We start from the raw sequence: 20,146 nt of genomic DNA, 5'->3' as shown, positions 1-20,146 counted from the left end.
TGATGGACTGCTTATTTACGCAAACCGAGAACATCCTGCATATCAAATAAACCATTGCTTTGCTTTTGCAAGAAGCGTGCGGCGCGTAACGATCCTTGCGCATAAGACTGACGACTTGAAGACTTATGACTGATTTCAATACGCTCGCCATCACCAGCGAATAACACGGTGTGATCGCCCACGATGTCGCCACCACGAATCGTCGCAAAACCAATCGAGCCTTCTTTACGCTCACCAGTGTGACCCTCGCGCGCATAAACCGCTACATCATCCAGCTTCTCACCCAATGCATCTGCGATGACCTCACCCATTTTCAGGGCAGTGCCGGATGGAGCATCTACCTTGTGCTTGTGATGGGATTCGATAATCTCAATGTCGTAGCCTTGATTGAGCATCTTGGCGGCGATCTCCAAGAGTTTGAAAGTGGCGTTAACGCCCACACTCATATTAGGCGCAAACACGATCGCCAACTTAGCGGCAGCTTTTTTCAAACTCGCAATTTGATCAGTGGTCAGGCCCGTAGTGCCAATAATCATTTTGACGCCGGTCTTTTCAGCAACAATCAAATGCGCCATCGTGCCTTCAGGTCTCGTGAAGTCAATTAAAAACTCCGCATTCGCCAGTACTTGAGCAACATCAGCAGAAATGAGAACGCCTGTTTTTTTGCCTAAGAATGCGCCAGTATCCTCACCCAACTTTGGGCAAGTGGTGTGTTCGAGGGCGCCAACCAATTGAGCATCCGCCGTATTGAGAACAGCCTCAACAAGCATCTTACCCATACGACCCGTTGCGCCGGCAATTGCAATTTTCATCATGTGTTTCTTCGCTTCTTATTTAAAGGATGTCGCATGTTCTCTATTCGACATCAATACAAAAGTAATGCTTACTTCGCTTCCACAGCCTGTGGAACGTTGAGTTCGCCAGGGTCTAACTGAGGAGACGGAGTGCCAGATTCAGTTTTTGAAAAACTAAAAAAGTCCCAGAACGAGCAGCTCGTATTGGCTGGAGGTATCGCTGCGCCAGCCAGCAAATTATCCGTTTTGCTTGGCACCAACACTTCCGGTTGTTGCAATGGCGGAGTGACTGGTAGCTTATTGGTTCCGGTGATTACCTCCCAGAAGGAGCGCTTGGTTTTGGCGTAATTATCAATTTCAGCCACCATCTCTACCTCAGTTGGCAATGCATCGCCTTCAAACTTCACTACTTTGTCGCCATCAAAATAGATAGTGACATGACGCTCTTTGCCTATGGACTGACCAGCACGCTTAAATTCAAAAATGTAATCCCAGCGATTCGCGTGGAAGTAACTCGCCAACAATGGGGTACCCATAATTTGACGCACCTGCTCACGTGTCATACCCACTTTCAACTTCGAGTACTGTTCACTAGAGATGAAGTTCCCTTGCACAACATCAGGCACATAAGGCCTAAACATCTTGTTCATCCAAGCGCGTTGAGTTTCATCAACAGCCGAAATGCAGCCAACAGCACCCAATAAACTAAACAGAGCTAAAGCCATAATTCCTAATCGAGCGGGGGAATAAACACCCCTCAATACTGGGTTCAAAAAGCGGATAAAAAGTTCAAGGCAATTTTGCATGGCTGGCCGTATCATTAATACATTGATTTTAGCTCCCAATGCCATAAATATGACCCAAATCCCTACCCCAGAAGATTTACGCGACATTGGCCTAAAGGCGACCGGACCACGGATGAAAATCCTCGATTTTTTTCATCAAAACGGTGGCACCCACTTTAGCGCTGAAGACGTTTTTATGGCTTTAGCCAAAGACGATAAAGAGATTGGTTTGGCAACCGTTTATCGGGTGCTTACCCAGTTTGAACGTGCAGGCTTGCTCCTACGCAGCCATTTTGAATCCAGCAAAGGTGACAGCAGGGCCATCTATGAGCTGAATGAGGGGCAGCACCATGATCACCTAGTCTGTATCGACTGTGGTCATGTCGAGGAATTTGTCGATGAGGCAATCGAAAAGCGGCAACGGGATATCGCTAAAAACCTGGGTTTTAAGCTCCAAGAACACGCCTTAGCCATATATGGTCATTGCCAAAAGAAAAATTGCAGAAATCAGCAAAAAAATAACTACTTTTAGATATAAATAATAACGATTTTTAAATACTTGAGATACAAAAAAGACCTCACTTGGAGGTCTTTTTTATTGCTAATAAATTAAATGGATGGGTAAATTACCAATTTATTCAATTTTTAACAGCTTTTAACTACAGTTAATGAAAGTTAATTACTTAACTGCCATCAATACTTCAGCAGCATTAAGCATTTGGACTGAATAACCCCATTCATTGTCATACCAAGCTAAAACCTTCACCAACTTGCCATCCGCGGAAACGCGAGTTTGAGAAGCATCGTAAATACTTGGGTGAGGATCATGGTTAAAGTCGCTGGATACCAAAGGCAATGTGTTGAAGCCCAAAATACCTTTGAGCTCGCCTTCGCTGGCGGCCTTCAAAATCGAGTTCACCTCATCCACGCTCGTTGCGCGGCTAGCGGCAAAAGTTAAATCCACTACGGAAACGTTCATGACTGGCACACGCATCGCAAAACCATCAAAACGTCCAGCCAAAGATGACAATACCAAACCAACCGCTTGTGCGGCACCAGTCTTGGTTGGGATCATGCTAGTCACGGCGGAACGCGCGCGACGCATGTCCTTGTGATACACATCAGTTAACACTTGGTCATTAGTAAACGCATGAATCGCGGTCATCAAACCAGATTCAATACCAATCTTTTCTAAGAGAGGCTTCACCAATGGAGCCAAACAATTGGTTGTGCAACTTGCATTGGATACAACAACATCACTTGGCTTCAATACATTTTGATTGACGCCATACACAATCGTCGCATCCACATCTTTTGCACCAGGCGCTGAAATCAATACTTTCTTTGCGCCCTGTTCGATGTGAATCATGGCCTTTTCTTTTGAAGTGAACTTACCAGTACATTCCAAAACCAAATCCACACCCAATTCACCCCATAGAGTTTCCGCGGGATTGCGTGTGCAGAACATTTTTATGCGATCACCGTTCACCACCATGTAATCACCATCCACAGACACTTCCGCTGGGAAACGGCCATGCGCAGAGTCGTATTGGGTAAGGTGAGCATTAATAGCGATATCACCCATCGCATTAATTGCGACGATCTTGATATCACGACGTGGCTTGCCGTTTACCTGATCTTCATAGAGGGCACGCAACACCATGCGGCCGATACGTCCATAACCATTAATTGCGACACGAATTGTCATTACTTTCCCCTTACTAATATGGAATTCTTAAATAAATACTTTGCTTCTTGTCTTTTCTATTTCTTTGCGATGCATTGCTTCACTGTTTTAGCGATCTGATCCACAGTCAAACCAAAATATTCATATAACACTGGTGCCGGCGCAGATTCACCAAAAGTGTCCACGCCATGAACTGCGGCACAACCATACTTCCACCAGAAATCACTCACCCCTGCCTCTACTGCAATGCGTGGAATATTGGCTGGTAATACTTTTGCTTTATATGCAGCATCTTGTTGATCAAAAACTGTAGTTGAAGGAATCGATACCACTCGAATGCCGATTTTTCCTGCGCTATCTTTTTCAAGACGTTCCGCAGTTTGTATAGCGAGCGCAATTTCTGAACCCGTAGCGATAATGACTGCGTCAATTTTTCCAGATTTAGGATCGCGCAATACATAACCGCCACGCGCAATATCTTTGATCTGCGCAGGAGTGCGAGATACAAATGGACAGTTCTGGCGACTAAAGATCAAGGCGCTAGGACCGTTTTTACGCTCAATCGCCGCGCCCCAGGCCACGGCGCTCTCTGTGGTGTCGCAAGGACGCCAAACCATGAGGTTCGGAATCAGACGCAGACTAGTCACGTGCTCTACGGACTGGTGGGTTGGGCCATCTTCACCCAGGCCAATGGAGTCATGGGTAAAGACAAAAATACTACGTAACTTCATCAACGCAGCCATGCGCAATGCATTGCGGCTGTAGTCTGAGAAAGTTAAGAATGTGCCGCCAAATGGAATGTAACCGCCATGCAAAGCAATACCATTCATGATGGCGCTCATACCAAATTCGCGCACACCGTAATTGATATGGTTACCCCACTGATCACCACGCACCGGTTTGCATGAAGACCAATTGGTTAAGTTAGATCCAGTTAAGTCAGCAGAGCCGCCCATGAATTCTGGCAAAGCGGGTGCTAATGCTTCAATCGCATTTTGACTTGCTTTGCGAGTCGCAATGGTCTCCGCTTTTGCTTGGCAAGTCTTCAAATACGCATTTAAGGTAGATGAAAAATCTTTTGATAACTCACCTTCCATACGGCGTTGCAATTCCGAAGCAAGCTCTGGATATTTATTTTTGTATTTCTGAAATTCTTTATTCCATTCATGTTCGGCAGCTTGGCCGCGCTTTTTAAAATCCCACGCCGCGTAAATATCTTTCGGAATTTCAAATGGCGCATACGGCCAATTCAAGGCAACACGAGTCGCGGCAATTTCAGCGCCGCCCAATGGTGAGCCATGGACTTTATCGTTACCCGCCATATTGGGCGAGCCTTGGCCGATAGCGGTCTTACAGCAGATCAGGGTGGGTTTATCGCTCTTTTTAGCCTTCGCAATCGCGGCTGACACCGCTTCAGCATCGTGACCATCTATATCGCGAATCACATTCCAACCATAGGCCTCAAAACGCTTAGGCGTATCTTCGTTAAACCAAGAAACCACTTTGCCATCGATCGAGATGCCGTTGTCATCCCACAAGGCAATCAGTTTATTGAGCTTAAGTGTGCCAGCCAAAGAACACACTTCATGACTAATGCCTTCCATCAAACAACCGTCACCTAAAAATACATAGGTGTAGTGATCAACGATATTGTGGCCTGGGCGATTAAATTCTTCAGCGAGCAATTTTTCAGCCAACGCCATTCCAACCGCATTCGAAATTCCCTGTCCCAATGGGCCAGCAGTTGTTTCGACTCCAGGAGTCATTCCATATTCGGGATGGCCTGGAGTCTTACTGTGGAGTTGGCGGAAATTTTTCAACTCTTCAATCGGCAAATTGTAGCCAGAAAGATGCAAGAGTGAATACAACAACATCGAGCCGTGACCATTGGATAAAACAAAACGGTCGCGATCAATCCAATGCAGATCTGTCGGATTATGTTTTAAATGCTCATTCCATAAACCAACGGCAATATCTGCCATGCCCATTGGCATACCAGGGTGTCCTGAATTAGCGTGCTGTACCGCATCCATGGATAAGGCGCGAATGGCATTCGCCATGCGAATTTGAAGGTTTGACATCGTAAAAGTGGTCTCGAGGAAAATAAATTGGCTATATTTCAGTAATGCCTCAATTTTATCTTCCCGGACCATTGGAATGCCAAAAGCCAACCAACCTCACACCCGAGGCTTCCCACCACCTACGTGTTCGACGCGTTCAAGTCGGGGCATTCGTCCCGGTATTTGATGGAAAAGGCCAGATTGCCAATGGGGGAGCTCCTTTCTTTCAGCGGAACAACGGGTCAAGTTCAAGCATCCGATATCCGCACAGACACCCACCGCGCGACCCCCGACGCCATCACGCTGGCCCAAGGACTTGCCGGCGGCGACAAAATGGATTAGATTGTCGAAAAAGCCGTTGAGACCGGCGCGCAGAATATTGCCCCCATGCGACGCGAGCGCTCTATTCTCAAACTCACTCGTTCAAGCGATGCAGAGCGCGCCCAGAAGCGTCTTGTCTACTGGAAGGGCATTATTCAAGCAGCCTGTGAGCAATGTGACCGAACCGTCTTTGCCAGCCTGGAATCCATTCACACATTTCAAGATTATCTGCAGGCGAGCCCCAAACCAGCCCTCAAGTTACTTCTGCGCCCTGATGCCACCAAAAGCATGTATTCAGTCTTAATAGAAAACCAGCCTCAAGACATTGTCTTGATGATCGGACCAGAAGGTGGCGATGCTCCCGAGGAGGAGGCTCAGGCAGAGGCAGCAGGCTATCAATTGGTTTCCCTAGGAGAGCGTGTGCTCAGAACTGAAACAGCCGGTGTAGTTGCCATTACAGCAGTGCATAGCGTATGGAATCCTGAAATGCAAAAAAAAATCGCCTCAAGTAGAGGCGATTTACTGAACTATTTAGTCTTTAGCGATTAAGCAAAAGAGTAGAAAACCCGATAGGGCGTGCGGCGCTCAGCCCAGAAATCAACCGCATCACGGAAAACATCTAAGAGAGTTTCACGCGCTTCTTTGTCAAACTTCTGAGTGCATGGCAAACCTTCGAGCACTACAACGAATCCAGGCTGTGGGCCAGATTTATCAACGGTTGTAGTCAAGGCATCCAATAAAGGATCGTAGTTTTTTGCCTGCTGCTTAGTAAATGAATATGCAATCGCAATGAACTCCAAAACCTCACCTTTAGTCATTGCATTGGCGCAATTGGCATAAATGAAGTGCTGACCCAATTCTGTTGCCGCCTCTTGCAAATCAGGGGTACGGAAAGCACGAATAGATTGCACAATATTAGGGCGCACACTGCGCAACATTGCCGGCGGTCCGGCATCGCGAACGGCCAAAGCGGCACGCCAAGAAGCTGTCACTTTTTTCCCCGAAACTTGATTTTCTGCATAGGTTTGTAAACGAGATAAGCCGCCTTCAGCATAAATATTGGCAGCGGATGATTCGGTTTCAAGGCGATCATTGCTATCCCAACTTTCAGCGCGGCTATGTTCATCGAAGCTAGTTGTATTGCTGTTTTCAGAGCGATTATTCATGATGAGTGCTAGGTTACCCGTAACACGCCATCAAATCAAGCCCAGATACAGTGCATTTTATGTAAGTTATCGCTATCTTACATACATTACTCATTACTTCAGAAGCTTAAGAAATGCGTCTTGCGTTGCTTGCAGCCTCTACCACCGCCAAAGTGGTCACATTAACAATGCGGCGAACCGTAGCCGCTGGAATCAGAATATGAATCGGCTTAGCAACACCTAACAGCAATGGCCCAATCGCAATTCCATTACCAGCCGCTGTTTTTAGCAAGTTGTAAGAAATGTTCGCGGCATCGATATTTGGCAAGACCAAAAGGTTTGCATCGCCTTTTAATGGGGATGCAGTTACCGTGCCCGCACGAATCGTTTCATCCAAAGCGCTATCGCCATGCATCTCACCATCAACCTCTAGAGTAGGATCCGCCTTTTGCAGCAACGCCAATACTTCACGCATTTTTACTGCGGATGGCGCATTGCTTGAACCAAAGTTGGAATGAGAAAGTAGCGCCACCTTAGGCACGAGGCCAAGCTTACGCATTTCGCTAGCAGCCATCAAAGTCAACTCAGCTAATTCACAAGCACTTGGATCGATATTGATATGGGTATCCACTAAAAATACTTGGCGGCCCGGCAAAATCAAACCAGACATTGCGCCATACACATTCGCGCCCGTCTCACGGCCAATCACCTCATCAACATACTTTAAGTGGGTAGCTAAATTACCCACCGTGCCAGAAATCATGCCATCGGCCATGCCTTTTTTGATCAAAAGGCTACCAATCAAACTATTGCGGCGACGCACTTCTAGCTTGGCGAATGACTGGGTAACGCCCTTACGCTCAGTCAGCGCCAGGTAGGTTTGCCAGAAGTCACGGAAGCGTGAGTCATTCTCTGGATTAACAATCTCAAAGTCATCGCCAGACTTCATGCGTAGGCCAAATTTTTCGATGCGATGCTCGATTACCGCAGGGCGACCAATCAGGATTGGTGTTGCAAGGTGCTCATCAATAATGATTTGCACCGCGCGCAATACGCGCTCGTCTTCGCCTTCAGCAAACACAATGCGTTTTTGATTCGCTGGTACACGCTTAGCAATACTAAAGAGTGGCTTCATCAAGGTACCGGAGTGGTACACGAATTGCTGCAACTGATTACGATACGCATCGAAGTCTTTAATTGGACGCGAGGCTACCCCATCATCCATTGCCGCCTTCGCAACTGCCGGAGCAATCACAGTGATCAAACGTGGATCAAATGGTTTTGGAATTAAATACTCTGGTCCAAAGGAAAGGTTCTCAATACCGTAAACAGAGGCCACCACTTCACTCTGCTCCGCTTGAGCCAACTCGGCTACAGCCTTTACCGCTGCGACTTCCATGCCACGCGTAATGGTCGTTGCGCCCACATCCAATGCACCACGGAAGATGAACGGGAAACACAAGACGTTATTTACTTGATTTGGATAATCAGTGCGGCCCGTTGCCATCACTGCATCTGGACGAACTGCTTTCACTGCTTCAGGCAAAATTTCTGGGGTTGGATTCGCTAAGGCATAGACCAATGGCTTAGGCGCCATCTTCTTGACCATATCTTGCTTCAATACGCCGCCAGCAGAAAGGCCTAAGAAAATATCCGCGCCTTCAATCGCTTGGTCAAGCGTACGCAAATCTGTCTCCTGACAGAATGGCCCCTTCTCAGGATCCATCAGTTCTTTGCGACCTTTGTAAGCAACGCCCGCTAAATCGGTTACCCAAATATTTTTACGCTGAATACCAAGATCAACTAATAAATCTAAACAGGCCAATGCTGCCGCACCCGCCCCAGAAGTAACCAGTTTTACATCTTCTACTTTTTTGCCAACCACCTTCAAACCATTGAGGATAGCGGCTGCGACGACAATCGCCGTACCGTGCTGGTCATCATGAAAGACCGGAATCTTCATGCGTGCTTGCAACTTACGCTCAACTACGAAACAGTCTGGCGCTTTAATGTCTTCTAAATTAATGCCGCCAAAAGTTGGCTCTAATGCTGCAATGATCTCAACTAATTTGTCCGGATCATTTTCGTTAACTTCGATATCAAACACATCGATGCCAGCAAATTTTTTAAAGAGAACCGCTTTACCTTCCATCACCGGCTTACTCGCCAATGGACCAATATTTCCCAAACCTAATACGGCAGTACCGTTCGTGACAACGCCGACTAAATGACCGCGTCTCGTGTACTTAAAAGCATTCGCAGGATCTTTAACAATTTCTTCGCAAGGAGCGGCGACACCAGGCGTATATGCCAGTGCTAAGTCTCGTTGATTGATGAGTTGTTTTGTTGGGGCAATTTCAATTTTGCCGGGAGTCGGAAACTCGTGATACTGAAGGGCTGCCTCTCTTAAGGCTGCGATTTGTTGCTCTTTGTTATTTTCTTTGCTCATTCCACTAACTCGCTAAGTTCTGTCTTTATTTACGTTTTATCTAAGACTTATAAGACTGCAATTCTATTCCTCTCGGGCGCTCGTCACATAAGCACCCTAAAATCGGGTATGTCTTCTCATTCCAAACCCCTAGGAGAATTTGACCTAATCGAACGTTTTTTTAAAACGGGGGCGTTATGCAAAAACGCAGATCAACGGGTCACACTGGGAATTGGAGATGATTGCGACCTGATAAAACCCCCTACGGATGAAGAAATCGCCATTACCAGTGACCTGTTGGTTTAGGGTCGACATTGTTTCACAGACGCTGATCCTGTCCTTTTGGGCCACAAAGCCATCGCAGTCAACCTTTCAGACCTGGCGGCGATTGGCGCGAGACCATTGGGATTTACGCTAACGATTGCCCTACCCGCTGTAAATACGGGGTGGCTAGCAGGCTTTTCTAAAGGCTTATTTGCTATCGCAAAGCAATATTCCTGCGCCCTCATTGGCGGCGATACCACAGCTGGCCTGCTCACCATCTCTATCACCGCCTTTGGCAGTATTCCTCAGAGCAAAGCCATTCGCAGATCAGGGGCAAAACCGGGCGACGATATCTGGGTATCCGGAACAGTTGGCGACGCAAGGCTCGTGCTTGCTGCACTGCGTCATGCAATCAACCTACCCAAGGAAGATTTAAAACAAATCGAACATCGCATGCATCAACCAACTCCCCGAATAGAGTTAGGCATGCAACTGAGAGAAATTGCGAGTGCTTCCTTGGATATCTCCGATGGATTACTGGGAGACTTACGCCACATTCTGCGTCAATCCCAAGTAGATGCCCAAATTCAGTTGGATCAATTGCCAAAGTCAGTCACATTGCAAAAACAAGAGGTGTCTATTCAAAATCAATTTGCCGCATGTGGTGGAGATGATTATGAAATTGGCTTTACCGCGCCCGCAAGTCAGCGAGACAAAATTCAAGCAATTAGCAAGTCGCTTAATCTACAATTAATACGCATTGGAAAAATTCTTCCAAGAAAAGAGACTGAAGCAAGGATCTATTAAATGCGGCAGGTGATTTACTAAGCGATGCTCAAGCAGAGCCTCTTCTAAAATCTTTTGATCACTTTGCATCATGACCAATACTGAGCATTCCATAGTTGTGAAACCAAACTTCAAGTGGGTATTTCAAACCGCTAGCCGCACCATTGCTTTTGGCTTTGGAAGCAGCTTAAGCCCCGTAGCACCAGGCACAGCGGGCACACTCTGGGCCTGGGCCGCCTTCCTGGTGGGTGAATACTTTCTCAGCACACAAGACTTTCTTTGGATTATTGGTGGCGGTATTTTGATCGGATGCTGGATCTGTGGCCATGTCAGCGAAAAGCTCGGTAAAAAAGATTTTGGTGGCATTGTTTTGGATGAAATCGTTGCCTTTTGGTTAGTACTCATCTTCATCATGCCAACAACGATTTGGATCCAGATTTTGGCATTCGCATTATTTCGTTTTTTTGATGTAGTCAAACCAGGGCCGATTGGCATGATTGATCGACATTTTAAAAATTTAAAAAGCGATCACACTTCACCCTCCTCTCTTTTACAAATCATTTGGCGTGGATTTGGCATCGTGCTTGATGATCTTGCAGCGGCCTTTTGCACACTACTCACAATCGCTTTAATTCAGTTTTTAATTAAATAATGAATGCGACGGACCTCACCAAAACATTGGCGCAAATACTGCTCTCCAGAAATTGGACAGTGTCATTGGCGGAATCTTGCACCGGGGGATTTGTCTGCGCAACCTTGACTGAACTAGCAGGCTCAAGCAAATGGTTTGAGCGTGGTTTTATCACCTATAGCAATGAAGCTAAAACAGAATCTCTTGGTGTACCCCCCGAGCTAATTGAAGCTCATGGGGCGGTCAGCGAGCAAGTGGCCAAGGCCATGGTTGAGGGCGCTCGCATCAATTCTGGAAGCAATGTGGCTATTTCCATTACTGGAATTGCAGGGCCCACTGGTGGCACAAAGGAAAAACCGGTTGGAACTGTGTGCTTTGGCTGGGCTACTGAAAGTCAAACAGTCACTAAAACCCAGTATTTTGACGGTGACCGTCATACGATCAGACGACAAGCCACCGAATTTGCACTTGCTGAGTTGATTGCTTTGCGCAGAAGCTAAGCGCAAACGTAGCGCTTACTGTCAATTACTTCATCCACCCTTTGCTATGGAAGTACCACAGAGGAATGATTGCTGAAATCACCATGGCGCAAATTGCCATCGGATACCCCCAAGTCGCGTCCAATTCAGGCATGTGTTTGTAGTTCATGCCCCAAACACTAGCCAGTAAAGTTGGTGGCATTAATGCTACCGATACCACCGAGAAGATCTTAATAATCTTGGATTGGTTCAGGTTAATAAAACCAACCGTCGCATCCATCAAGAAGTTAATCTTGTCGAATAGGAAGGCGGTATGGTTCTCTAAAGAGTCGATGTCGCGCAAAATTTGACGCGCTTCCTCTTGCTGCTCATCCGAAAGCAATTTGCTGCGCATCAGGAAAGATAAGGCTCTGCGGGTATCCATCACATTGCGACGAATACGTCCGTTAGTATCTTCCTCTTTTGCGATTGTCTCGAGAACTTGTTCCGCATCCGCATCATTGATGTCGTCTTGCAACACTCGCTTACCTGCTTGTTCCAGGTTTTCATAAACCTCTTCCAAAGCATCAGCGGAGTACTCCGCATCAGTGGAGTACAAATCCAGCAACACATCTTTCGCATTACTCACTGATCCAGGACGCAAACGCGCGCGCAAACGAACCAAGCGGAACACTGGCAAATCTTCGTCATGAATAGAGAACAATACTTGCTTGGTGAGAACGAAAGCCACTCGTACGTTACGAGAAATTTCTTCTTCATCCAATAAGAAATCAGTACGGATATGGAGGTGGCCATCATCTGCCTCGAAATAACGCGCAGAAGCTTCTAAGTCACCCAAGTCATCCAACTCAGGCAAGAGTACGCCAAACGCTTCTTTAATCCAGATTAATTCCTCTTCTTCTGGATCAACCACGTCAATCCAGATAGGATTGGCATATTGCAACAATTCATTGCGATCTTCGACTTGCTCTTGAGAGAGGCGGCCATTTTGCAGGACGAACAAGTTGATCATGGTGAACTCCTAAGGAATGTGCGCTAGTTTATCCTATAGAGACCATGACAGTTTCACTAAAATAAGCCAAATCCAATGAACTCTCGCTCAAATACCTTTAACCAGCAACTCCAGTCCGCATGGGCTTCTCAAGGCAGCATGCTGTGTGTTGGTTGTGACCCGGACCCAAGGCGCTTACCCCAGTCCCTACAAGGGAAAGCAGAAGGGATCTTTGAGTTCTGCCGCGAAATCGCCGATGCGACTGCGGATTTAGTCTGCGCTTTTAAGCCACAATTTGCCTACTTTGCCTCCCAAAGAGCCGAGGCCCAATTAGAAAAACTGATCAAGCACCTCAAAGATCAATACCCCCACATCCCAGTCATTTTGGATTCAAAGCGGGGTGATATTGGAAGCACCGCTGATCACTACGCTCTAGAAGCCTTTGAGCGCTATGGTGCGGATGCGGTGACAGTGAACCCATATATGGGCTTTGACACCATCGAACCCTACTTAAAACATACAGGCAAAGGGGTCATCGTGTTGTGCCGCACGTCCAATCCCGGTGGATCCGATTTACAGTTTTTGAATGTTGCACCCAATCGTGAATCTCTGTATCTACACGTAGCCAAGCTCGCCTCGCAACAGTGGAATAGCTCTGGTCAAATCAGCGTAGTAGTCGGAGCTACCTTTCCAGAGGAAATTGCTAAGGTGCGCGCCATTGTTGGCGAGATGCCTTTATTGATTCCAGGCATTGGCGCTCAAGGCGGCGATATTGACGCCACCGTCAGCGCCGGAAAAGTCGCAGGTAAGGCAGGAACTGGAATGATCATCAATTCTTCAAGGGCGATTTTGTATGCCAGTTCTGGCACTGATTTTGCGGAAGCCGCTAGAGCGATGGCCATGAGTATACGAGACGCACTCCGAATTGCTGCAAGCAAGTAACTAGGTTCCTTGCTTCTTTGGGTAAGGCGCTAAAGCCACCCGATCCATATTCTCTAAAATAAATTCCTGGCGAGTGGAGTAATTAATACTTCCTCGACGGCAATACTGCTGCTGGTCAAAACACTTAGGCGCTGGCAGCGCTGAAGCTAGAGCGGCGGATTTCTCTCGACCCAATGCCGCTGGACTTGTAGCGTAATAGTGTTGAGCCGCAGCACCAATTCCGACAATCCCTTCACCCCACTCCACTGAGTTTAGGTAAATCTCATACATCCTTTGTTTGGAGAGCGTTAACTCCAGAAGCCCAGTAATGATGAGCTCTTGCCCTTTACGTAAATAGTTTTGCTCTGAAGATAGAAATAAATTTTTTGCTAACTGCTGAGTAATGGTTGAGCCACCGCGCAATGCGGTTTTAGATGGATTGCCAACTTGGGATTTTTGCCGATTCTATTGTTGGTTTTTCCCCAAGCCTTTTGCATATCCTCCACTCGCACACCTTTGTTCTGGAAGAAAATGTCATCTTCACTGACTAGAACCGCCTGTTTCAAATTATTAGAAATCTTGTCATAAGACGCCCAACGAGATTGCACCGAGCAAGTCCAATGCCATGTACATAGACGCCAACGCTCCGCTCTCTGAAACGCAGTACTACTGGGGTCTAAGCTCGTCCACAAAGCAATCTGCAGCACAAAGTGGATTTGCATTGCGATAAACCCCGCTAGCAAACACTTCACTGGATAAAGAAGCCAGCGAATTAGAATGAGTTAGCTACGTAACTCTGCCAAAACTGCGCGAGGATCAATGGCGGTAGCCAGCTGAGCGCCACGCCACAATAAGAATGCATCTGCGGCTTGCTCAACCAACATTCCAAGCCCATCGCTCACGCGTGCGCCTCGTTGTAGGGCCTGTTGCATAAAGGAGGTGGTTTTGCCATAAACCATGTCATATGCGAAAGAGCTGGGGACAAAAATATTGCCGACCGCTTTTAAACTCACAGGAGACTCATCGGTCAAACCAGCGGCAGTGGCATTAATCACCAAATCAAATGGATGCAGGGTTTTTGTAGCAGCTTCCAAATCCAGCAATGTCCGAGACTCTAGTGCCACCTCTTTGGAGGCAGCTAAATCAGCAAAGATTTTTACTAAATCATCTGCCTTAGCACTGGAACGATTAGCGATGATGAAGGATTTAGGCGACTGCTCGAGCAAAGGGCCCATCACACCGCGCGCTGCACCGCCAGCGCCTATGAGCAAAATACGAGCGCCATGCAAGGCAATGCCTTTTGCCAACAGATCGCGCACTAAACCCGCGCCATCTGTGTTGTCGCCAAAGATCTTGCCTTCCGTTTTCCATAAGGCATTTACCGCGCCTGCTAGTTGCGCACGCGGCGTTAGAACGTCGGCGAGAGTTTGTGCGTCCAATTTAAACGGCACTGTGACATTCATACCCTTACCGCCGGCGGCAAAGAATGCTTGAGCTGCTTTGGCAAATGAGTTGATCTCGGGCTGGAGTCGCCTATAGTGCATACGTTGATTTGCTTGCTCCGCAAAACGTTGATGGATTGCCGGAGATTTACTGTGCGCAATCGGATTGCCTGCTACGGCATAAACATCCACACCAGCAAAAAGACTGGGATCCGTATGCAGTGAGGTGGTGTTCGTAGAACTCATAATGACTACAGAATAAGCGAATTTATGAAGTTAGTTAAATTGCTTTAATGACGTAGCTCTAAACGATCTACCCCATCGCGCGTGAACTCAAATGTGGATATCCAATCCAATACATCAATCTGATTACGCATTTCAGATGGGAAGGGGCCAAATGGGGCAGATGCCCTCACAATAGCAAGGGCTTGGCGATCTAGTTCTGGATTACCAGAGCTGCGGCCTATCGAGAGCCCATCTTTGCCTTGAGCGTTTGTCGTGATTCTGCCTTGCTTATCAACACTCACCACAATCACTAGGCTGCCATACAAGGGGCGACCATTTGCTCTGGGGAAAAATGCGCTGCCATAAGCTTCAATTTTTTGACCCATGGAATCGTAATAATGCGCAAAGCTTACCGCTTTTGTATTGGCGCCAGTGAGTACTTTGCGTCTTGGCTCTCTGCCATCGGATTGCAGCCGATTAGCTAATTCAGCTTCCAAGGAATTGAGTTGCGGCGTGATTTTTTGCTCTTCGCCACTTTTTCGACCGCCAGAACGAATACGTTGCTCATCCAGCTTTGCCAGCATTTGCTTTTGCTGTTTCTCCAAGACTTCAAGTCTAGCCTCGGCACCCAATCTAGCGCGATGGAGCGCGGTGGCATCTTGGTTTTCTGTTTTGCCACCACCCTGCAAATCGGCTTGCGCCAATTTGTTTGCTGTTTGTGTGGGCGTGTTATTGCTGGCATTGACTAGCACCACGCTCAAAGGAGTGTTTAACCTGCGATTCTGAATCTCCACAACACCCCAACGAAAAGATAAAAAGAGGATATGAATCAAAATGGAAACGTACAATGCAAAACGAAATGGGTAGCGATTCCAAGCACTACGAAGGTAATGCATGGCCTTGCTGAGCTTCTCAGGACAAGGGATATCAACGAGCTTAATTCGGGCTAGCATCTTCTTCAGGACTATCTAATGACTCCGGCGCAGACTTCTCAGCCTGATCAGCTAAGTCCTTTTCTGGAGACTCTAGCTTTGCCTCTATCTCGAGCACACGAACACCCGCACTCAACTGCAATAAATTCACGCCCGCAATCACCACCTCTGCACGCGTCATGCGGGGGTGACTTGCCAATTCAGGAATCGGCAAATGCAACGGCACCAACTCGACTCGAGACATACCCTCTTTTAAATGGCGCACGTGAACTGTTTTTGATTCACCGTCTTGCATGATCCAACGTAAACACCAATATTTTTCCAGTCGATCCTGGAACTCGCCGTAGGCTTGATAGCAAGACTCGAAGTCAGCCGCAATCCCCATGAGGGTCGCATCACGTGGCGGGAAAGGCGCCACCATTTTGGCAGTAACACCATGTTTAGCTAAGGCAATTAATTGCCATTGATTGACTAAATCTGAATATCGACGCAAAGGAGAAGTGCACCAGGCATAGTAATCCAATCCCAAACCTTCATGAGGCCCTGTAGTAGTTTGCATGCGAGTGCGCAATGGGCCCCAACCCTTCTGAGTTCTAAATAAGCCTGGAAGACCATGATCCGCCAAGAGTTGGCCAGAGGCGCTGTTACAAAAAATCATCCACTCCGCAACAATGGTGTCCAAAATAGATCCTCGTTGACGCGGCACGATCTCAACCCGCTGCACCCCTTCTACATCCTGAATCTGAAAATGAAAATCTCGCGCTAGTGCATTGAGATCTATGAGGCCAAGTTGCTCCGCCCGCAAGCCATTTGCTATACGTTTTTCTTGGCGCCCCGCGTGTAGCAGTTTGGCGGCTTTCCACAAGATGGCTAATTCTTTGCGATAGGGATAGTTAGCGATTTCATCAAGCAAGCTTTCTTCACTAACAAGATGTTCTATATCCTCTAAGCGCAAATTGGCCGCCATCGGCACCATTTCCGCCTGCATCTGCAAAGTATCTCGATTCACAACCCCTTGCGCATCAATATCAACATAGATCGACAAGGCTGGCCTTGGCATACCCTCGTCTAATGAGAACTGCTCAATCACCGAATCAGGCAGCATCGTAATTTTGTCGCCCGGGAAATACACGGTAGACATCCGATTACGTGCAATTTGATCCAATGGATCATCTTTTGTAATAGCCAAGCCCGGTGCGGCAATATGAATACCCACCCGATGCCCACCATCAGGCAGCTCTGTTACTGATAAGGCATCATCAATTTCTGTGGTGCCGGAGTCATCAATAGAGAATGCTTGCACTTGCGCAAGCGGCAGCTGAGCAACCGCAGCAGCGTAAGCGTCCTGATCAATTCCCACATTTGGATTGTGAGCAGCGCCATTTGGAAAATGCGCCTTCAAAAACATTCCCTGGTGATAAGTCAAAGGTGAATCAATAGCGCCGCAACGAATCATCAGCTGAGCTGGAGCTTCACCAGTCTCGGCACAAGCCGCTATCAAAGCTTTGTACGCTGAAGTATTTTTATCCGGAGCGAACAGTAATTGCTTGGCTGAAGACTTCAGCACCTCAGGAAATGTTCCAGCAACTAATTCTTGTTGCCACACTACTTGCTGCTCAAGCTCTTTCTGCTTGCGCTCTAAAGCAGTCAGACCCGCCTGTAACTGCTCTAACGGCGCCCTCTGAAAACGGCCACGCCCTTTGCGACGAAAAAATACGGGTGCACCTTGCAAAGCGATCGCCAATGCGACTTGTTGAGCAACACTCGCTTGCGAACCAAAGTATTCATGCGCCACATCCACCAAACCAAATTCTTCGTCCGGCGCGCAATCCCACAGCAATTGCAAATCTATATCGGCAGTGAGTGCGCCTGCCTCATCCATCGCCGCCTGAGCTTCTGGTTTTTCAAAACGCAACCAAACCTCTTTGGCTTTGAGCTTAATCTTCTTCCCAGAAAGACTGGTGGCCTGCCAAGACTCCTCATCACCAGTGCCTGATGCGGACTGCACTGTGGCGATCTTAATATCGCCACCTTCTTCATATAAAAGATTCATGCTTAGAGGGAGATCCCGCCGCTGGCCTCTAATGCCACTCCATTGACATAGCTCGCTTCATCACTCGCCAAGAATAAATACACATTCGCCATTTCGACGGGAGTACCTAGGCGACCGAGCCAACTGCGCGTTTCAATATCTTGCAAAATATTGTCAGGCATCGCTTTCACCATTTCGGTGGCGATAAAACCAGGGCATACCGCATTGACTCGAATGCCCTTAGGGCCTAGCTCACGAGCCCATGTTTTAGTCAAGCAAATGACGCCAAATTTTGTCGCCGAGTAATTCGTTTGGCCAAAGTTACCATAAAGACCCACTACGCTAGCAGCATTGACAACCGCACCCGAGACAGCCTCGAGCATATGTGGCACGATCAATTGGGTGCAATTGAATACACCCTTCAAATTCACATCAATCACCGTATCAAACTGCGCTTCAGTCATCTTAATTAAGCGCGCATCTTGCGTAATGCCAGCGTTATTAATCAAGATGTCAATCCGCCCATGTTTTTGCATTACGTGATCCACCACCGCTTGAATGCTGGCGCGATCCGTAACATTCATGACGTAGCCTTCGGCGTTGGGTGTTTGCGCGGCCGCTCCGTTGACAGCCTCTTGATTCACATCGGTAATAATGACTTGCGCACTCTCTTGCGCAAATCGCTGGGCTGTAGCAAAGCCGATGCCTTTAGCGGCACCGGTGATGATGGCCACTTTGTCTTTTAATCTATCGCCCATTTTTCGCTTTCTGTATTTACTGCCGTGTGTTCTATTGTTTTTTTACGAATACTTGTTACTACGCAGCAATGGCTTTTAATATTTTTTGATGTACGCCACCAAACCCACCATTGCTCATCACCAAAATGTGATCGCCCGGCCTTGCTTCCTGGGCAACAGCCTTTACCAAAGCATCAAGATCAACAAAAGCAAATGCCTTACCTTGCTCTTGTTGATTGAGAGGGGATAAAACCTCTGCCAGATCCCAACCTAAAGATTCTTTGCCTGCATTAGCACCATAGGCAAATACTTTGTCTGCAGCATGCAAACTTCCAGGAAGCTGAGCCTGCATGACGCCAAGTTTCATCGTGTTGGAGCATGGTTCCAACACCGCCAGCATGCGAGATTCACCAACACGGCGACGCAAACCATCAACAGTGGTAGTAATCGCTGTTGGGTGATGCGCAAAATCATCGTAGACCGTAATCTCGTTTGCGACACCAATAGTTTCTAGACGACGCTTTACGTTCTTAAATTCGGTCAAAGCACGTGCCAAATCTGCTGGAGAGATGCCGATATGATTTGCGGAAGCAATCGCCGCCAGTGCATTTAACTGATTATGTCGACCCAGCACGCCTGAATCAGGTTCCCACTTCACAGTTGCCACTTCCTTGCCAGACTTGCGCACAATAAAGCCGTCAGCCTCTTGAGCAATCAAAGACCACTCGTTGGTAAGCTCTTGACAAAAGCGCTCAACGGAAGCCCATGCGCCACGCGTAATCACACTAGCCAGAGCAGGCTCCTCACCATTGACCACCAATAAGCCATCGCTCGGAACGGCGCGTACCAAATGATGAAATTGCGTTTCGATTGCGGCAAGATCCGGACAAATATCCGCGTGATCAAACTCTAAATTATTTAATAAAGCGGTGCGTGGTCGATAGTGAACAAACTTGCTGCGATTATCAAAAAAAGCGATGTCGTATTCATCGGCCTCAATGACAAAATATTGACTCTCGCCTAAACGCGCGGAGACGGTGAAATTCAAAGGCACGCCGCCAATAAGATAACCAGGCTTATAGCCGTTGAATTCCAAAATCCAAGTCAACATCGCTGAAGTGGTTGTCTTGCCATTGGTACCCGCAACAGCCAGAACATGTCTGCCATACAAAACTTGTTCCCCCAGCCATTGCGGTCCAGAGATGTAAGGCAAACCTTGATTCAGAATCGCCTCCATTAGGGGATTACCGCGTGAGACCACATTACCAATCACAAATGAAATCCGGCATGGTCTCAAACTGAGATAATTGATCGGGTGAAAATCCCTCAATCAGTTCGATGCCTTGAGCCTCAAGCTGCGTGCTCATTGGTGGATACACGTTGGCATCGCAACCAGTAACGCGATGTCCAGCCTGTCTCGCGATTGCGGCAATGCCGCCCATGAAAGTACCGCAAATGCCCAAGATATATATATGCATTAGCGAAT

At 47.5% G+C, this 20,146-nt stretch carries 18 protein-coding genes and 2 pseudogenes; 7 read left to right on the top strand and 13 right to left on the bottom strand.

The features are described from left to right. Positions 1 to 11: 11 nt before the first annotated feature. Together dapB and DXE35_RS00995 are read right to left on the bottom strand one after the other, a co-directional pair. A complete protein-coding gene (dapB, locus tag DXE35_RS01000; protein ID WP_114690332.1) occupies positions 12 to 812 on the bottom strand; it encodes a 4-hydroxy-tetrahydrodipicolinate reductase in 801 nt (266 codons plus the stop codon). Positions 813 to 883: 71 nt separating this feature from the next. Beyond that, on the bottom strand, positions 884 to 1,519 hold the full coding sequence (locus tag DXE35_RS00995; protein ID WP_231969906.1) for an outer membrane protein assembly factor BamE: 636 nt from the start codon (positions 1,517 to 1,519) through the stop codon (positions 884 to 886). 139 nt (positions 1,520 to 1,658) lie between these two features. Between DXE35_RS00995 and fur the strand changes: the two genes are divergently transcribed. Continuing rightward, positions 1,659 to 2,111: a ferric iron uptake transcriptional regulator gene (gene fur, locus DXE35_RS00990; protein WP_114690330.1), complete on the top strand. Its 453-nt coding sequence runs from the start codon at positions 1,659 to 1,661 to the stop codon at positions 2,109 to 2,111. 147 nt (positions 2,112 to 2,258) lie between these two features. On the opposite strand, the gene gap is transcribed toward fur, so the two are convergent. Both gap and tkt read right to left on the bottom strand, forming a co-directional pair. Beyond that, entirely contained in the window at positions 2,259 to 3,287 is a 1,029-nt protein-coding gene (gap, locus tag DXE35_RS00985; protein WP_114689242.1) for a type I glyceraldehyde-3-phosphate dehydrogenase, read from the bottom strand. Positions 3,288 to 3,343: 56 nt separating this feature from the next. Further along, positions 3,344 to 5,347 (bottom strand): transketolase, encoded by a 2,004-nt coding sequence (gene tkt / locus DXE35_RS00980; protein WP_114689241.1) that lies wholly within the window; start codon positions 5,345 to 5,347, stop codon positions 3,344 to 3,346. A gap of 44 nt (positions 5,348 to 5,391) precedes the next feature. Between tkt and DXE35_RS11120 the strand changes: the two genes are divergently transcribed. After that, positions 5,392 to 5,688, top strand: a complete 297-nt coding sequence (locus DXE35_RS11120) for an RNA methyltransferase PUA domain-containing protein (protein ID WP_331851916.1) — start codon at positions 5,392 to 5,394, stop codon at positions 5,686 to 5,688. Positions 5,689 to 5,713: 25 nt separating this feature from the next. Next, positions 5,714 to 6,196, top strand: coding sequence for an RsmE family RNA methyltransferase (locus DXE35_RS09980; protein WP_231969905.1), 483 nt, complete (start codon positions 5,714 to 5,716; stop codon positions 6,194 to 6,196). Here the strand turns inward: DXE35_RS09980 and DXE35_RS00970 are convergent. Beyond that, the gene (locus tag DXE35_RS00970) at positions 6,193 to 6,813 is read right to left on the bottom strand and encodes a barstar family protein (protein WP_114689240.1); all 621 of its coding nucleotides are present in this window, start codon (positions 6,811 to 6,813) and stop codon (positions 6,193 to 6,195) included. The two genes, DXE35_RS09980 and DXE35_RS00970, sit on opposite strands and share 4 nt — an antisense overlap. Before the next feature lie 106 nt (positions 6,814 to 6,919). After that, positions 6,920 to 9,241 carry an NADP-dependent malic enzyme gene (locus DXE35_RS00965; RefSeq protein ID WP_114689239.1) on the bottom strand — a complete coding sequence of 774 codons (2,322 nt, stop codon included), beginning with the start codon at positions 9,239 to 9,241 and terminating at the stop codon, positions 6,920 to 6,922. A 321-nt stretch (positions 9,242 to 9,562) separates the two neighbouring features. On the opposite strand from DXE35_RS00965, the gene thiL reads away from it, so the two are divergent. The 3 genes from thiL (at position 9,563) to DXE35_RS00950 (ending at position 11,401) form a co-directional block, all read left to right on the top strand. Beyond that, a complete protein-coding gene (gene thiL / locus DXE35_RS00960; RefSeq protein ID WP_231969904.1) occupies positions 9,563 to 10,291 on the top strand; it encodes a thiamine-phosphate kinase in 729 nt (242 codons plus the stop codon). A gap of 70 nt (positions 10,292 to 10,361) precedes the next feature. Next, positions 10,362 to 10,922, top strand: coding sequence for a phosphatidylglycerophosphatase A family protein (locus tag DXE35_RS00955; RefSeq protein WP_114689238.1), 561 nt, complete (start codon positions 10,362 to 10,364; stop codon positions 10,920 to 10,922). Then, positions 10,922 to 11,401, top strand: a complete 480-nt coding sequence (locus tag DXE35_RS00950; protein ID WP_114689237.1) for a CinA family protein — start codon at positions 10,922 to 10,924, stop codon at positions 11,399 to 11,401. Before DXE35_RS00955 ends, DXE35_RS00950 begins: the two co-directional genes overlap by 1 nt. Positions 11,402 to 11,426: 25 nt before the next feature. Here the strand turns inward: DXE35_RS00950 and corA are convergent, their stop codons facing one another. After that, a complete protein-coding gene (gene corA / locus DXE35_RS00945) occupies positions 11,427 to 12,392 on the bottom strand; it encodes a magnesium/cobalt transporter CorA (protein WP_114689236.1) in 966 nt (321 codons plus the stop codon). Between the two features lie 75 nt (positions 12,393 to 12,467). Between corA and pyrF the strand changes: the two genes are divergently transcribed. Then, positions 12,468 to 13,313 (top strand): orotidine-5'-phosphate decarboxylase, encoded by an 846-nt coding sequence (pyrF, locus tag DXE35_RS00940; RefSeq protein WP_114689235.1) that lies wholly within the window; start codon positions 12,468 to 12,470, stop codon positions 13,311 to 13,313. On the opposite strand, the pseudogene mtgA reads toward pyrF, so the two are convergent. The 6 genes and pseudogenes from mtgA to mpl all read right to left on the bottom strand — a co-directional run bounded on the left by mtgA (position 13,314) and on the right by mpl (position 20,138). Continuing rightward, positions 13,314 to 14,065 (bottom strand): annotated as a pseudogene (gene mtgA / locus DXE35_RS11115) (monofunctional biosynthetic peptidoglycan transglycosylase). A 9-nt stretch (positions 14,066 to 14,074) separates the two neighbouring features. Continuing rightward, on the bottom strand, positions 14,075 to 14,980 hold the full coding sequence (gene aroE, locus DXE35_RS00930) for a shikimate dehydrogenase (RefSeq protein ID WP_114689234.1): 906 nt from the start codon (positions 14,978 to 14,980) through the stop codon (positions 14,075 to 14,077). A 44-nt stretch (positions 14,981 to 15,024) separates the two neighbouring features. Then, positions 15,025 to 15,912, bottom strand: coding sequence for an energy transducer TonB family protein (locus tag DXE35_RS00925; protein WP_114689233.1), 888 nt, complete (start codon positions 15,910 to 15,912; stop codon positions 15,025 to 15,027). Then, positions 15,896 to 17,944 carry a ribonuclease catalytic domain-containing protein gene (locus tag DXE35_RS00920; RefSeq protein ID WP_114689232.1) on the bottom strand — a complete coding sequence of 683 codons (2,049 nt, stop codon included), beginning with the start codon at positions 17,942 to 17,944 and terminating at the stop codon, positions 15,896 to 15,898. Before DXE35_RS00920 ends, DXE35_RS00925 begins: the two co-directional genes overlap by 17 nt. A gap of 2 nt (positions 17,945 to 17,946) precedes the next feature. Continuing rightward, on the bottom strand, positions 17,947 to 18,681 hold the full coding sequence (locus DXE35_RS00915) for a glucose 1-dehydrogenase (RefSeq protein ID WP_114689231.1): 735 nt from the start codon (positions 18,679 to 18,681) through the stop codon (positions 17,947 to 17,949). A 58-nt stretch (positions 18,682 to 18,739) separates the two neighbouring features. Further along, a pseudogene (gene mpl, locus DXE35_RS00910) lies at positions 18,740 to 20,138 on the bottom strand (UDP-N-acetylmuramate:L-alanyl-gamma-D-glutamyl-meso-diaminopimelate ligase). Positions 20,139 to 20,146 lie beyond the last annotated feature (8 nt).

The organism is Polynucleobacter necessarius (assembly GCF_900095215.1).
Taxonomy (GTDB): Bacteria; Pseudomonadota; Gammaproteobacteria; order Burkholderiales; family Burkholderiaceae; genus Polynucleobacter; species Polynucleobacter necessarius_H.
Note: the sequence above shows the minus strand (reverse complement) of the source record. Positions and strands in the feature narration are given on the sequence as shown.